This window comes from Pauljensenia sp. OF14-1SRA, from assembly GCF_027694595.1.
GTDB lineage: Bacteria > Actinomycetota > Actinomycetes > Actinomycetales > Actinomycetaceae > Pauljensenia > Pauljensenia turicensis_B.
Genome location: NZ_JAQEVQ010000015.1, coordinates 30,246 through 45,806, shown reverse-complemented (window position 1 = coordinate 45,806; position 15,561 = coordinate 30,246). Strand labels below are relative to the sequence as shown.

The following is a 15,561-nucleotide window of genomic DNA, read 5'->3' as shown; positions in this document are numbered from 1 at the left end:
GGCACGAAACCTACTAAACCGAAACCAACACGTTTTGGCCTATAAGCATCAAACTCGTCGCGCCATAATCCGGTTCGTTACGCGCGCCGACGAAATCAGCTTCCCGGCCTCGTTCTTTATTTCAACAAGGTGGACCGTCGATGAACCACCTAGGTGAATAGCCGTTGCCGTCGCGATTACTCGACCGGTAGAAACCGACGAGATGTGGGAAATCGTCAGTTCAGTGCCCATCGCGAACCCGCGATCAGCGCCGTGAACGTTACGAGCGTGAATCTGGGAAGCAAATGATGCCGCTGTTTCCGCGAGCGCTGCGCTTGCCCCACCGTGAAGAATCCCAGCTGACTGGGTGTTTCCTTCGACGGGCATAGAGATCACTGTTTTTTCGGGCGAATGTTCTAACACATCCATTCGCATGGCTTCCATCAGGGAATGAGGCCAATGTGCGCCCACGAATCCGCCATCGTGGGAAGGATCGGGCGTGGTTTGTCGTGCGGTTTGTCCATGCATACCTCTAGGGTTACATGTGTGAGTGACACTTTGCTGATTATCGACGGCCATTCGATGGCTTTTCGCGCGTTCTATGCTCTTCCGGCTGACCGTTTCGTGACCCATTCGGGGCAACATACGAATGCGGTGTACGGCTTCATCAAGATGATGGTGAAGATGATCCAAGAGGAAAAGCCGACACATGTTGCAGTGGCGTTTGACGTGTCGCGCCATTCATTCCGCACCGAGGAGTATCCGGAGTATAAGGGCACGCGTGATGCGACGCCGGAACCCTTTAAAGGCCAGGTTGAACTGATTAGCCAGATTTTGGGCCTGATGGGTATTCGTTCCCTGCGCAAGGACGGCTACGAAGCCGACGATATTTTGGCCACCCTTGCTCACCGTGGTGAGAAAGCCGGGATGCGTGTCTTGGTCGCGTCGGGGGATAGGGATTCTTTCCAGACGGTGACTGAGAATGTGACGGTTCTATATCCGGGTGCGTCGACCGAGAACTTGAAGCGCATGACGCCCGCTGCTGTTGAAGAAAAGTACGGTGTCCCACCGTTCCGTTACCCGGAAATTGCGGCTCTTGTCGGTGAGACCTCTGATAATTTGCCCGGTGTTCCCGGTATTGGACCGAAGACAGCGGCGAAGCTGATTAACGAGTTCGATGGCCTCGATAACCTGATGGCGAATGCTGATCAGGTGAAGGGTAAGCGTGGCGAGGCACTGCGCGAACATGCTGGTGATGTGGCGCGTAATCGTCGTTTGAATCGTCTGCTCACGGATCTGGACGTGGGGGTTGAGCTGGGGGATCTTGTTCCCGGGGCTACTCAAAAGACTGAATTGCTTGCGTTGTTCGATACGTTGGAGTTTGGGCGCCTGCGTAACCAGGTGCTTGCGGTCAGAGTGGGCGATGACTCAGTAGAGAAATCGGGGGACGAAGCTGACCCGGCTTTTTGGACGGCACCCTTAACGGTGTCGGTCGCCTCCGATACCACTGACATTTCCGACTGGGCGCGCTCAGCTGGCCACATTGATGCGATTTGGGCCGACGGGGAGGGCATCCCTGCTCATGGACACATCGATCTTCTTGCGTTGAGCGCAGGAAGTCGTGTCCTTGTCATTGACCCGACCATGCTCTCTCCGGTGCAGGATCAGGCTTTAGTGAAGGTCCTGAAGCACAGCGATTCGCACGTCGTTCATGATGCCAAAGCTCTGTCTCACGCTTTGGCAGGACACGGGTGGGCGATGGCGTGGCCTTCGAAGGACGTTCAGCTTGCCGCCTATCTCGCACGCCCCGATTCAAAGAGCGTCGAGATCAAAGAAATCTTGAACCGCTATTTCAACATTGAGTTGCCCGAAGAAGAAAAGAAGACGGACGCTCTCTTCGAGATCGTCGGCAGCGGTGAGATTCAAGAACGTATTCAACGATGCGCGCGTATCTGCTACTCCCTGCCGTTTGTGTGGAAGACCTTGAGCGCGCTTTTAGCGGATAACGGTGAACTGGACCTGCTGACACAGATGGAGCTTCCCGTATCTAGGGTCTTGGCGAAGATGGAAGCGACAGGTATTGCCGTTGATAGTGACGAGTTGCGCTCCCAGTCGAGGCAACTGGGATTCGAAGTTGATGCGGCCCGCAAGACTGCTCTTGATGTGATTGGTGAAGATGTGAATCTTTCCAGTCCCAAGCAACTGCAGAGGATTCTTTTCGAGGTCCTCGATCTTCCCAAGACAAAGAAGACGAAGACCGGCTACACGACGAACGCTGAGGCTCTTGCTGGCTTGCGCGAAAAGACGCGAGATTCGGGTGGTCCGGGCTTCGTATTCCTTGACTCATTGCTGATGCACCGTGATCGAATCAAATTGAAGCAGATGGTGGACACGTTGATTTCTTCCACCAACCCCGATGGGCGCATTCACTCGACGTTCTCACAGGTTGTTACCACAACTGGCCGTTTGGCATCCAAGGACCCGAATCTGCAGAATATTCCGGCTCGTAGCCCAGATGGCCTGAAGATCCGTTCCGGTTTTGTTGCTGGTCCCGGCTTTGAGTCTTTGATGAGCGCCGACTATTCCCAGATTGAAATGCGCATCATGGCGCATTTGTCGGCAGATGAGGGCTTGATCGAAGCTTTCGCTACCGGCGAGGACCTGCACAAGACGATGGCTGCGATGGTTTTCGATACGCCCGTTGAAGAGGTGACGGGTGAACAACGCTCTCGCATCAAGGCCACGTCATATGGTCTCGCATATGGCTTGTCCTCATACGGTCTGTCCGCACAGCTGCATATTCCCGTCCACGAAGCAGCCGCGTTGCGTGACCGCTATTTCGAACGCTTCGCGGGGGTAGGCGACTATCTGAATTCGCTCGTCGACGAGGCTCGGATCAACGGCTACACGGAAACGATGTTCGGTCGTAGGCGCTATCTGCCCGACCTGACCTCATCGAACCGGCAGCGCCGCGAAATGGCCGAACGTGCTGCTTTGAATGCGCCGATTCAGGGGAGTGCAGCGGATATCGTGAAAATTGCGATGGTCAACGTCATCGACGCTCTGCATCAGGCTGACATGAAGTCACGCGTACTGCTCCAAATCCACGACGAATTGCTCCTTGAAATAGCACCGGAAGAACGTCAGCAGGCTGAGGAGCTTGTCCGCGACAAGATGAGCTCGCCGGTCCAATTGACGGTGCCTTTGGACGTCGCAGTGGGAGTGGGAGAGAACTGGATGGCCGCCGCCCACTAGGTGGATGCGTGATCAAATGTGTGTCCGTAACGGATAAACGCGACCGAAACCACGTTTTTATCCACCAAACAGTGGAAAAGAGCGCGTTAACGAACTGGTAGACTTACTAGCGGTGTCTTGGCACTCGTGTATGCGATTGCCGATTCGCCACTTCTGTACACCTACTATTCAGTCCGTTTCGGAGACACAACTACATGACCACCAATACGCCGCAGGTCGCGGTTAATGACATCGGCTCGACCGAAGATCTGCTTGCCGCCATCGACGCAACCATCAAGTACTTCAACGATGGCGACATCGTCGAGGGCACTGTCGTCAAGGTCGACCACGATGAGGTCCTCCTCGACATCGGCTACAAGACTGAGGGCGTTATCCTCTCTCGCGAGCTCTCCATCAAGCACGATGTGAACCCTGACGATGTTGTTGCCGTTGGCGACAAGATCGAAGCCCTCGTCCTCCAGAAGGAAGACAAGGAAGGCCGTCTGCTCCTGTCGAAGAAGCGCGCACAGTACGAGCGCGCCTGGGGCCAGATCGAAAAGGTCAAGGAAGAAGATGGCGTTGTCACCGGCACCGTCATCGAGGTCGTCAAGGGTGGTCTTATCCTCGACATCGGCCTTCGTGGCTTCCTCCCCGCATCCCTCGTTGAAATGCGTCGCGTTCGCGACCTCGCACCGTACATCGGTCGCGAGATCGAAGCGAAGATCATCGAGCTCGACAAGAACCGCAACAACGTTGTGCTCTCGCGTCGCGCATGGCTCGAGCAGACCCAGTCCGAGGTTCGCACGAACTTCCTCCACACTCTTGGCAAAGGCCAGGTCCGTACCGGTAACGTCTCCTCGATCGTTAACTTCGGTGCATTCGTCGACCTCGGTGGTGTCGACGGCCTCGTCCACGTCTCCGAACTCTCCTGGAAGCACATCGATCACCCGTCAGAGGTCGTCGAGGTTGGCCAGGAAGTCACCGTCGAGGTTCTCGACGTCGACATGGATCGCGAACGCGTCTCCCTGTCCCTCAAGGCAACCCAGGAAGATCCGTGGCAGGCATTTGCCCGTACCCACGCGATCGGCCAGGTCGTGCCGGGCAAGGTCACGAAACTTGTTCCCTTCGGCGCATTCGTCCGCGTCGAAGACGGCATCGAAGGTCTCGTCCACATTTCCGAGCTTGCTCAACGTCACGTCGAGCTGCCGGATCAGGTCGTCAAGGTTGGCGACGACGCATTCGTGAAGGTCATCGATATCGACCTCGAACGTCGTCGCATCTCCCTGTCGCTCAAGCAGGCAAACGAAGGCGTCGATCCGACCTCTGAAGAGTTTGATCCCTCGCTGTACGGCATGGCCGCTGAGTACGACGAAGACGGCAACTACAAGTACCCCGAAGGCTTCGATCCGGAAACCCAGGAATGGATGGAAGGCTACGAGGCGCAGCGCGAGGCTTGGGAAGCACAGTATGCCGAAGCGCAGGCACGCTGGCAGGCCCACAAGGCTCAGGTCATCAAGGCACAGGAAGAAGACGCCGAAGCAGCTCCGGTTGCTCCCGAAGCCACCTCTTCCTCGTCCTCCGTCGAGCCGGAGACCGTTGGTACCCTCGCTTCCGATGAGGCTCTCGCAGCTCTGCGTGAGAAGCTCACGAACGGAAACTGAACTGATCACAGAGCCTCGGCTCTGATGTGATGAACGTGTGCCCCACGAACTGTGTTCGTGGGGCACACGCGTTTAGTCACACCACGCGTCGACTGATTCTCCTATGACTGTATTCTCCAGCCTGTGCGAACGTTAAAGAATAGCGGACGCTAGTCGCTCGTCGACTCATATAGGACAATGAAGCTATGACTCATATTGAGCTGTGCGTTGAGGATCTTCCTAGCGTTGCGATTGCAACGGATCAGGATGAAGTCGCTCGGATCGTAACAGCCGTCAGGAATGCATCATGACCCAGATTCACATGGGAGGCGCATCTGCTGACTTTCTTCGTCCTTTCGTCATTCCAACAGATCGCGCACTGCTCGTCGGTTTGAGCGGTGGAATTGGCTCTGGAAAGTCATCTGTTGCCACTGCGTTTGCGAGTCTTGGCGCGGTCGTTGCTGACGCAGATGCCATCGCACGTGAAGTTGTCGAACCTGGAAGCGTCGGTCTTCGTCGTATCGAAGAAGTGTTTGGTGATGCCATCTTGAATGATGACGGGACTCTCAATCGAGGAGCACTAGCCCAGCAGGTCTTCACTGATGCCAGTGCCCGAAAGACATTGGAAGCAATCACTCATCCTTTGATTGCTGAGCGTTCCCGCCAGATTCTTTCAACCGCCCAACCGGGGAACATTGCTCTTTACGATGTTCCTCTGCTGACTGAGCAACACATGCACAACCAGTTTGACGCCGTGATTATGGTCGATGTTCCGCTTGATATGCGCCTGAACCGTCTACAAGCCCGCGGGATGACGATTGACGAGGCCCGGAAAAGAATCGCATCCCAAGCGAACAGTGATGAACGACGCGCGATCTGCCACATTTGGATCACAAATACCGGCTCGCTCGTGGATCTTCAACGTCTGGTTGCGACAGTTCATGCCCAATGGCTGACAAACTCGGGCACAACTGGCAGTCCGACCGGCAGATGATCCCGGCCTCGTACATCACGAGCAGACGATAGGTCCCCAATCGGCATGAGTCTGGCAAAGTGACTACGGTAGGACTGTGAGCAAACGAGTTGTGCGGCAAGAAGCGCCGTTTGAGGTTGTCTCTGACTACACACCATCGGGCGACCAGCCGACTGCAATCGCGGAATTGGTCAAGCGCCTGAATGACGGCGAACAGGATATTGTTCTCCTCGGTGCTACGGGCACGGGTAAAACCGCAACGACCGCGTGGCTCATTGAGCAGATTCAGCGACCGGCGCTCATTATCGAGCCGAATAAAACGCTTGCCGCCCAGCTTGCCGCTGAATTCCGCGAACTGTTGCCTAATAACGCTGTCGAGTACTTCGTGTCGTACTACGACTACTACCAGCCGGAAGCCTATATTCCGCAGACGGATACATACATCGAGAAAGACTCGTCGATCAACGACGAGGTCGAACGCCTGCGCCACTCGGCGACGAACAACCTGCTGACCCGTCGTGACACGGTGGTCGTTGCCTCCGTGTCGTGCATCTACGGCTTGGGTACTCCGGAAGAGTACGTCGAGCGCATGGTTGAGCTGGAACGTGGCATGATCGTCGACCGCGACACCCTTCTTCGCGCCTTCGTTAACATGCAGTACGTTCGCAATGATGTCGCCTTCACACGAGGCACTTTCCGAGTTCGTGGCGACACCATCGAAATCATCCCGGTGTACGAGGAGCTGGCGATCCGCATCGAAATGTTCGGGGATGAAATTGATTCGCTGGCAGTCCTGCATCCCCTGACCGGTGATGTTATCAACGAAGTCGATCACGTCTATCTATTCCCAGCCAGCCATTACGTTGCCGGCGAAGAACGCATGAAGCGCGCCATTGCCTCGATTGAAGAAGAACTGGCAGAACGCCTCACGTGGTTCGAATCCCAAGGCAAGCTGCTTGAAGCCCAGCGTCTGCGCATGCGCACCACATACGACCTGGAAATGCTTAAAGAAATCGGGTCGTGCACGGGCATTGAAAACTATTCGCGTCATATCGATGGACGAGGCCCCGGCACTCCGCCCCATACGCTGATGGACTTTTTTGCCGATGACTTTGTCCTGATCATCGACGAATCGCACGTGACAGTTCCGCAGATCGGTGCCATGTTCGAGGGCGATATGTCGCGTAAGCGTACCCTGGTCGATCATGGTTTCCGACTGCCCTCAGCAATGGATAACAGACCGTTGAAATGGGACGAATTTGTTGAACGCATCGGCCAGACGGTCTACCTGTCGGCAACCCCGGGTGACTACGAACTTGAGCGAAGCGATGGGGTAGTGGAACAGGTGATTCGCCCAACTGGACTGGTGGATCCAAAGATTATCGTCAAGCCCACGAAGGGACAGATTGACGATCTTCTGGAACAGATCCGCGAGCGTGTCGAAAAGGACGAGCGTGTTCTTGTCACGACGCTCACGAAGAAGATGGCCGAAGACCTGACCGAGTATCTCGCTCAGCGTGGCGTCCGTGTCGAGTACCTGCACTCTGACATCGATACCCTGCGTCGCGTTGAGTTGCTTAGAGAACTGCGTCAAGGCGACTTCGACGTCCTGGTCGGCATCAACCTGTTGCGTGAAGGTCTGGATTTGCCGGAAGTTTCCCTTGTTTCGATCCTCGATGCGGACAAGGAGGGCTTCCTGCGTTCGACTCGATCGCTGATCCAGACGATCGGTCGTGCAGCACGTAACGTGTCGGGCGAAGTACATATGTATGCCGACAACATCACTCCTTCTATGCAAGCTGCGATCAACGAAACTGAGCGTCGTCGTGAGAAGCAGATTGCCTACAACACCGTCCATGGCATCGACCCGAAGCCACTGCGTAAGAAGATCGCTGACGTCACCGACATGCTTATGCGAGAAGAAGTTGATACGCGCACGCTACTCGACGGCGGATACCGTAAGGAAAAAACAGCATCTGCTCGTTCGAAGCCTGACACACGGAGCCTCGCAGGTTTAGCGCAAGCAGATCTTGAAGAACTGATCGAAGACCTGACGAAGCAAATGATGGTAGCCGCCGAGAACCTACAGTTCGAGGTCGCTGCGCGTCTACGCGATGAATTGCAGGATCTGAAGAAGGAACTGCGCCAAATGAGGGCAGCTAACTAGTTCGAGCTGAAGTGTCCGCTCAGGGGGTAATCTCGTTAGGTTCTCCACATACCGGTTTTTCATCGGAGTATCGCAGCGCAATCTGGGTAGACTAGTTTGCGAGGGGAGTAATCCCACGAAGTGCTGGTTCGTCACCACGGCGTTGGACACGAGCATCGCTCGGATCAGCAGCCCGAACATCGGGTGGGAAGAGACCTCACTATAATTGCTCGTACCTCAGAGAGGTTCCCACCCGTGCATGTTCACGCCCTCGGCTGGTTTGGTCTGGCCGTCGCAATTCTTGCCCTCATTACCGTTGACATCGTTGGCCACGTGCGTAAACCGCACGCTCCGACTCTTAAAGAATCGACCTGGTGGTCGATCGGTTACGTTCTTCTTGGTCTTGCCTTTGGCCTCATCATTTGGGGCGTCTACGGTGGCCAATATGCCGGCGAATACTACGCTGGCTTCCTGACAGAAAAGGCTCTGTCACTCGATAATCTGTTCGTCTTTATCATCATTATGTCGTCGTTCAGGGTGCCTCGTAACTATCAACAGAAGGCACTGTTGTCCGGCATTATCATCGCCCTCGTTCTGCGCCTCGTCTTCATTCTTGTTGGCGCAGCGCTGATTGAACGCTTCACGTGGGTCTTCTTTATCTTTGGCGCCTGGCTACTCTGGACCGCGTTCTCGCAAGCACGTGAAGGTATTGGCGGAGAAGATGAACACGAAGACGAGGAATACCACGAGAATTCCTTCGTCAAACTGATGCGTCGCGTTTTCCCCGTGACCGACGGTTTCATTGGTGACAAGTTCCTGCACCGTCACGGTGGTCGCACGTATCTGACGCCGATGCTCCTCGTGGTCTTTGCGCTGGGCACCGCTGACCTGATGTTTGCCTTCGACTCGATTCCGGCAATCTTCGGACTGACCCATGAACCCTATTTGGTGTTCGCATCGAACGCGTTCGCTCTGCTTGGTCTGCGTCAGCTCTACTTCCTGATCGAACGCCTGCTGGAAAGACTGGTTTACCTGCACTACGGCTTGGCAGCAATACTTGCCTTTATCGGAATGAAGCTGGTTTTCCACGCGATGCACGAGAACACGCTTGTGTTCCTTAACGGAGGCGAAGGCATTCATTGGGCACCGGAAATCGGAATCCTTCCATCCTTGTCCTTCATTATCGTGACCATCGTGGTTACGGTCGTGACATCGTTGCTGAAGAGCCGTTCAATGGCATCAAAGGATGCCCCTTTAGACCCCCACGCTCTGAAGAAGGAAAAGCCCGCTCGTACTCTTGACTGACACGTTGCCCAGATGGGGCTTACGTACCCGTCCGACTTAAAATCCTCGCCTACACTGAAGGACGTAATGACGCACTCTTCAACATTCTCCGGTCTGACGCACGCTGAGGTGAGAGAACGCGTTGCACGCGGTGATACGAATGATGTTCGCCAAAGAACCTCGCGATCAATTGCTTCGATTATTCGCGAGAATGTTTTCACGTTGTTTAACGCGATCCTGATCAGTGCTGCGGTGCTGGTGCTCATCTTCGGGCATCCTCAGGATGTTGTCTTCGGAGGCGTGCTGGTTTTCAACGCGATTATCGGCATTGCTTCGGAATTGAAGGCGAAGCGGACTCTTGATTCGCTCGCAATCGTCGATGCTCCAACAGCCTTGGTTATTCGTGGTGGCAAAACTCAAGAGATCCCCGCCAAGGATGTTGTGCTTGATGATGTCATGTGCCTTGAATTGGGCACGCAGATTTGCGCAGATGGCGTCGTTGAAGAGTCCTCAGGCCTAGAGGTTGACGAGGCGCTACTGACCGGTGAATCAACACCCGTCAAGAAGAAAGCGGGCGATCAGGTTCTTGCAGGAACCTCGGTCGTTGCTGGTAGTGCGATCATGGTTACCCATGCGGTGGGTGCGAAGACGTACGCGCAGGATCTTTCTCGTCGAGCTCGCATCTACACGCGGACTATTTCGCATATTCAGGTGAGTATCAACAAGGTTCTGCGTGTCATTTCCGCGCTACTCATTCCGGTGATTGTGCTGACCATGTGGTCGCAAACCCGCATTGCCGGCACTGATGCGGCCTGGAACCAAGCGATCGTGCTGGCGGTCGCGAGCGTTGTGGGAATGATTCCGCAGGGCCTCGTGTTGCTGACTTCAATGAACTTCGCGATCGGTTCGGCGACGTTGGCGCGCAGGGGAGTGCTTGTCCAAGAACTGCCTGCGGTAGAAGTTCTCGCACGAGTCGACAGCCTCTGCGTTGACAAGACGGGCACTCTCACCACAGGCCATATTCGGGTGCGCACGCTTCGCCTTGGTGCGAATGTTTCGGAGGACAAGGCCACGCTCGCTTTGAAAGCTCTGAGCGCCAATCGCGCGAATGCAACAGCGCAGGCGATTGACGACTATTGTTCCGACGCGGATCTAGGCCAGGTGAATTGGGCGATTCCGTTCTCATCAGCTCGCAAGTGGTCAGCGTGTAGCACTACTAGTGGTAGCTGGTATTTGGGGGCTCCGGAGATTCTTCGTTCTTCGCAAGAATCCGGGGAGTTTGATCAGCTCATCGACGAGTATTCGTCGGAAGGTTTGCGCGTTGTTGCTCTGGCTTGTAGCCACGAGTGCGACGAGGCAACGGCACTCGACGTTTCTTCCGGTGACTACCTGCTTCCAGACGCACGACGCGTTGTGGGCATCATTGTCTTGGAAGAAGACTTGCGTATAGACGTAGCCGATACGTTGACATATTTTGCTCGCCAAGACGTCCGCGTTCGAGTGATTTCGGGTGATAATCCGGTGACTGTTGGCGCTCTGGCACGCCAAGCGGGTTTGAGTCGTTCCGACGGGAAGCCTTTGGCCATCATGGATGCGCGATCTCTCCCCGTAGATACTTTGTCAGATGAGTTCGGCCAGATCGTTGAGAAAACGGATGTGTTCGGGCGTGTGACGCCGGAGCAGAAGCGCGCGATGGTCCAGGCACTGCAGGCTCATGGGCACACGGTCGCAATGACAGGCGACGGAGTGAACGATGCCCTTGCTCTGAAAGATTCCGACCTTGGAATCGCGATGGGCAACGGGTCCCAGGCAACGAAGGCTGTTGCGCAGATCGTCTTGATTGATTCGAAGTTTGCTGTACTACCAGGAGTGATGGGTGAAGGACGACGCATCATTGCGAATATGGAACGCGTCTGTGCTCTCTTCCTTGCCAAAACCGTTTACGCGGCGTTGATCGTTGTGACGTGTGCTCTGATGGCGTGGGAATACCCGTTCCTTCCACGTCACTTCACCTACATCGATGCACTGACGATCGGCATCCCCGCATTCTTCCTTGCTCTCGCACCGAATGCTAGGCGTTACGTGCCTGGGTTCCTGCACCGAACACTTGCCTTAGCGGTGCCCGCAGGAATTGCCTTGACTCTGGCAGCGCTTGGTAGCTACGCAATCGTGGGCCCTGGAGATGACTACGCGAGGACCATTGCCACGCTTTCGCTGATTGTCGGCGCGCTCTGGCTAGTCTCGGTCACCGCTCGTCCGCTCTTAGGCTGGCGTGGTGGACTCCTGTTCCTCATGGCACTCGGAGCTTTCCTTGGGGTCTTCATTCCCGTCATCCGCACCTTCTTAGCGCTCAGCTGGCCAACGCACGAACATTGGCTTGTGATCGGGGTGGCAGGAATCGGTGCCGGACTTTTGATTGAAGCCAGCCACCGCCTGTACCACAAGCGTAAACACGCTCATGCAGAGGCCATCGGCGCCCCTGACACCGCATAATTCTGACCCGGCACAAGCTTGAACAGATGCCGTACATGCACGTGTGGGAGAACGCCAAAGCGTTCTCCCACACCGCACTGAACAATCAGAAGCGGTTAATCACCGGATTCCACTCGCCGATGATGCGCTCAAGAATGACACCGGCCTTCTTGAACGGATCCTCATCAAGAAGCGACGCGACCTTATCAGCGTTCTCAGCTTCGAAAATCAGCAGAGCCGTCGGATGATCGCCGGTAACGGGGCCCGAGGCCACGTTAAATCCGTCGTCCTTCAACTGCGTTAAGAATGCGCGGTGCTTGGGACGAACCTCGTCCATCAGCGTTGATTGGGCAGGGTCATAAACGTAAGTCACTGCAAAGTAAGCCATGACTCAACGGTAGGCGCAACGGGCGGTGATTGCATATGAAACGCCACGCCAGGCTTCGTCAATTCTCTTACGAAAAGGGGAATTCCATATCGAACCCTTCGGCCCCGAAGCCGATCGTCGGCACCCATTCGCGAATCTTGCAGGTTTCGACAAACCCCTGAAGAGCAAAAGGATCGTCAGCGAGGATCTTGAAAACATCCTGAGCCGAATTGGCGCGAAGAATAATCAGCGCATCATTTTCTCCCCTATCACGCAGGAAGCCGGAAGCCACCACAATGCCGCGTGAATGCAGGTCTCGCAGGAACTGGCGGTGAGCGGGCCTGAATGACTGGATCAACGACTCGAGTGAATGGTCGTAGGTGTATTCGATCATGTAGAGGCTCATTGCCTCATAATGCCAGTTAAACTGCCGTTTGACGATGGAACACATGTACGACATTCGAACTCGGCGCCGAGTAGACTGTGAGGGTGCATGAATCTTTAGTTATTTCTGGTGCTCGCGAGCATAACTTGAAGGATGTCAGCCTCGAGTTGCCTCGAGACACAATGATTGTTTTTACGGGGCTTTCCGGCTCCGGTAAGTCATCGTTGGCATTCGATACGATCTTCGCAGAGGGCCAGCGTCGATACGTGGAGTCTCTGTCGTCGTACGCGCGCCAGTTCCTCGGTCAGATGGACAAACCCGACGTCGATTTCATCGAGGGTCTGTCGCCCGCGGTCTCGATTGACCAGAAGTCGACATCGCGCAACCCGCGTTCCACGGTTGGCACGATTACTGAGATTCACGACTACCTGCGTTTGCTGTACGCGCGTGCGGGGATCGCTCACTGCCCGAAGTGTGGCGCACGCATTCAGGCGCAGACTCCCCAGCAGATTGTGGATCGAGTGCGTTCCATGGACGAGGGAACGCGTTTCCAGGTTCTGTCGCCGGTCGTGCGTGGACGCAAGGGTGAATATCAGGACCTGATCAATGAGCTGAAGACGTCCGGCTACACGCGTGCGATCATCGACGGCGAATTGGTTAGACTCGAGAACGCTCCAGTTTTGGAAAAGAAACTGCGCCACACGATCGAGGTCGTCATTGACCGGCTCGTGGTGCGTTCCGGTATGCGCCAGCGCCTTACTGATTCGGTAGAAACAGCTCTCCGTCTGTCCGATGGCCTCGTCATTATTGACATGGTCGACCTGGACGAGGACGATCCTGATCGTCGTCGCCGATACTCGGAAAAGCGTTCGTGCCCGAACGACCACCCGCTAGCGTTGGAAGAAATCGAACCTCGTACATTCTCTTTTAACGCTCCCTACGGCGCCTGCCCAGACTGTACGGGTATTGGGTCGAAGCTTGAAGTTGATCCTGACCTACTGGTTCCCGACGAGGAACTGTCGCTGGCCGACGGTGCGGTGATCGTGTGGAACTCAAACTTCAAGTACCACAAGCGCCTGCTGGAGTCCTTGTCCGGTGAACTCGGATTCGAGATGACAACTCCGTGGAAGGACCTGCCCGACAACGTCCGCGAAGCCATCCTGTTTGGTAAGGACTACGAGGTCAAGGTCAAGTTCCGCAACAGATGGGGACGCGAACGCTCGTACACGACAGGCTTCGAAGGTGCCGTCACCTACGTTGAGCGCAAGCGCGAGGAAACCGAATCGGAATGGGTGTCGGAGAAGCTCAACGCCTATATGCGTGAGGTTCCGTGTCCGACGTGTCAGGGGGCTCGTCTGCGTCCCGAGGTTCTTGCGGTGACAGTGGGCGATCTATCGATTGCTGAACTGTCTGACCTGTCGATTTCAGATGCCCGCGCACACCTCAATGCGTTGGAGTTGGATCAGCGTTCGCAGGCGATTGCCAAGCCAATCCTGCAAGAGATTCGTGCTCGCCTCGATTTCCTTGTCGATGTTGGCCTGACCTATCTGACGCTGTCACGTGGTGCCGGAACACTGTCGGGCGGCGAAGCGCAGCGTATTCGTCTAGCCACGCAGATTGGCTCCGGTTTGGTTGGCGTCCTGTATGTGCTCGACGAACCGTCGATCGGTCTGCACCAGCGTGACAATCGCAAGCTCATCGATACCTTGAAGCGTCTTCGCGACCTTGGCAATACGCTGATTATTGTCGAGCACGATGAAGAAACGATGGAAGCCGCTGACTGGATCGTCGATATCGGTCCGGGTGCCGGTGAAACGGGTGGTTGGATTGTCCACTCCGGCACTCTGGAAGACTTGAAGAACAACAAGAAATCACTGACTGGCGACTACCTGTCGGGCCGTCGTTCCATCGGAGTGCCAGCTACTCGTCGCCCGGTTGATCCCGAGCGCATGCTGACGGTCAAGGGTGCACGCGAGCATAATCTCAACGACGTGACAGTTTCGTTCCCTCTCGGCACCTTTACCGCTGTGACGGGCGTGTCCGGTTCGGGAAAGTCCACGCTGGTGAATTCGATTCTGTACCGCACGCTGGCATCGCGTTTGAACGGTGCGCGCCTTGTGTCAGGTCGTTACCGTTCAATGAGTGGCCTCGAGCATCTCGATAAGGTTGTCCACGTTGATCAGTCGCCGATCGGTCGTACGCCACGTTCGAACCCTGCGACGTATACGGGCGTGTGGGATGCGATTCGTAAGCTGTTCGCGGAAACACAGGAAGCGAAGGTACGAGGCTACGGTCCGGGCCGTTTCTCCTTCAATGTGAAGGGCGGACGCTGTGAATCCTGCAAGGGCGACGGCACTCTGAAGATCGAAATGAACTTCCTGCCTGACGTGTACGTTCCCTGCGGAGTTTGCCATGGTGCACGGTACAACCGTGAAACCTTGGAGATTCTTTACAAGGGGAAGTCAGTCGCAGACGTTCTGAATATGCCGGTGTCTGAAGCGGCGGAGTTTTTCGCGCCGATCTCCAGGATTGCGCGACATCTCAATACCCTTGTCGAGGTTGGCCTGGGTTACGTGCGATTGGGGCAGGCGGCAACAACACTGTCGGGTGGCGAAGCACAGCGTGTGAAGCTCGCGTCCGAACTGCAGCGTCGTTCGACTGGACGAACGATCTATGTGCTGGACGAGCCGACGACCGGCTTACATTCCGAGGATATTCGTAAACTTCTGCTGGTTTTGCAATCGCTGGTTGACAAAGGCAATACGGTCATCGTCATTGAGCACAACCTGGACGTCATTAAGTGCGCTGATTGGATCATTGATATGGGCCCCGAAGGTGGTTCCGGTGGTGGTCGCGTCATTGCTGAAGGAACACCAGAAGAAGTTGCGAAGGTGAAGGGGTCGTTTACCGGGGAGTTCCTGGCAGATATTCTCGCGAGTGCGAAGAATGAGTCTGTCGCGAAGAAGAAGGCCTCCGCCCAGAAGAAATAAGGACGAGACTTCTCCTACTCCTTTAACCTACGAGTAGGGGAGCATAACGAAAAGGGGGTCGCTGATCAGTCATGATCGCGCCCCCTTTGTC

10 protein-coding genes are annotated in these 15,561 nt (G+C 55.5%); 7 read left to right on the top strand and 3 right to left on the bottom strand.

Annotated features, from left to right (window positions below; genetic code table 11):
- Positions 1 to 48: 48 nt before the first annotated feature.
- On the bottom strand, positions 49 to 507 hold the full coding sequence (locus PG731_RS07980) for a PaaI family thioesterase (protein ID WP_270773234.1): 459 nt from the start codon (positions 505 to 507) through the stop codon (positions 49 to 51).
- An 18-nt stretch (positions 508 to 525) separates the two neighbouring features.
- On the opposite strand from PG731_RS07980, the gene polA reads away from it, so the two are divergent.
- From polA to PG731_RS07950, 6 genes are all read left to right on the top strand, one after another.
- Positions 526 to 3,234 carry a DNA polymerase I gene (polA, locus tag PG731_RS07975; protein WP_270773233.1) on the top strand — a complete coding sequence of 903 codons (2,709 nt, stop codon included), beginning with the start codon at positions 526 to 528 and terminating at the stop codon, positions 3,232 to 3,234.
- Positions 3,235 to 3,428: 194 nt separating this feature from the next.
- Positions 3,429 to 4,874, top strand: coding sequence for a 30S ribosomal protein S1 (rpsA, locus tag PG731_RS07970; RefSeq protein ID WP_270773231.1), 1,446 nt, complete (start codon positions 3,429 to 3,431; stop codon positions 4,872 to 4,874).
- A gap of 286 nt (positions 4,875 to 5,160) precedes the next feature.
- Positions 5,161 to 5,847, top strand: a complete 687-nt coding sequence (gene coaE, locus PG731_RS07965) for a dephospho-CoA kinase (protein WP_270773230.1) — start codon at positions 5,161 to 5,163, stop codon at positions 5,845 to 5,847.
- Between the two features lie 76 nt (positions 5,848 to 5,923).
- On the top strand, positions 5,924 to 7,993 hold the full coding sequence (uvrB, locus tag PG731_RS07960) for an excinuclease ABC subunit UvrB (protein ID WP_270773229.1): 2,070 nt from the start codon (positions 5,924 to 5,926) through the stop codon (positions 7,991 to 7,993).
- 234 nt (positions 7,994 to 8,227) lie between these two features.
- The gene (locus tag PG731_RS07955; RefSeq protein WP_270773227.1) at positions 8,228 to 9,277 is read left to right on the top strand and encodes a TerC/Alx family metal homeostasis membrane protein; all 1,050 of its coding nucleotides are present in this window, start codon (positions 8,228 to 8,230) and stop codon (positions 9,275 to 9,277) included.
- A gap of 66 nt (positions 9,278 to 9,343) precedes the next feature.
- The gene (locus tag PG731_RS07950) at positions 9,344 to 11,749 is read left to right on the top strand and encodes an HAD-IC family P-type ATPase (protein ID WP_270773225.1); all 2,406 of its coding nucleotides are present in this window, start codon (positions 9,344 to 9,346) and stop codon (positions 11,747 to 11,749) included.
- 85 nt (positions 11,750 to 11,834) lie between these two features.
- On the opposite strand, the gene PG731_RS07945 is transcribed toward PG731_RS07950, so the two are convergent.
- Entirely contained in the window at positions 11,835 to 12,116 is a 282-nt protein-coding gene (locus PG731_RS07945) for a YciI family protein (protein ID WP_270773223.1), read from the bottom strand.
- Between the two features lie 67 nt (positions 12,117 to 12,183).
- Entirely contained in the window at positions 12,184 to 12,546 is a 363-nt protein-coding gene (locus tag PG731_RS07940) for a YciI family protein (RefSeq protein ID WP_270773222.1), read from the bottom strand.
- Between the two features lie 38 nt (positions 12,547 to 12,584).
- On the opposite strand from PG731_RS07940, the gene uvrA reads away from it, so the two are divergent.
- Positions 12,585 to 15,470 (top strand): excinuclease ABC subunit UvrA, encoded by a 2,886-nt coding sequence (uvrA, locus tag PG731_RS07935; protein ID WP_270773220.1) that lies wholly within the window; start codon positions 12,585 to 12,587, stop codon positions 15,468 to 15,470.
- Positions 15,471 to 15,561: the final 91 nt, after the last annotated feature.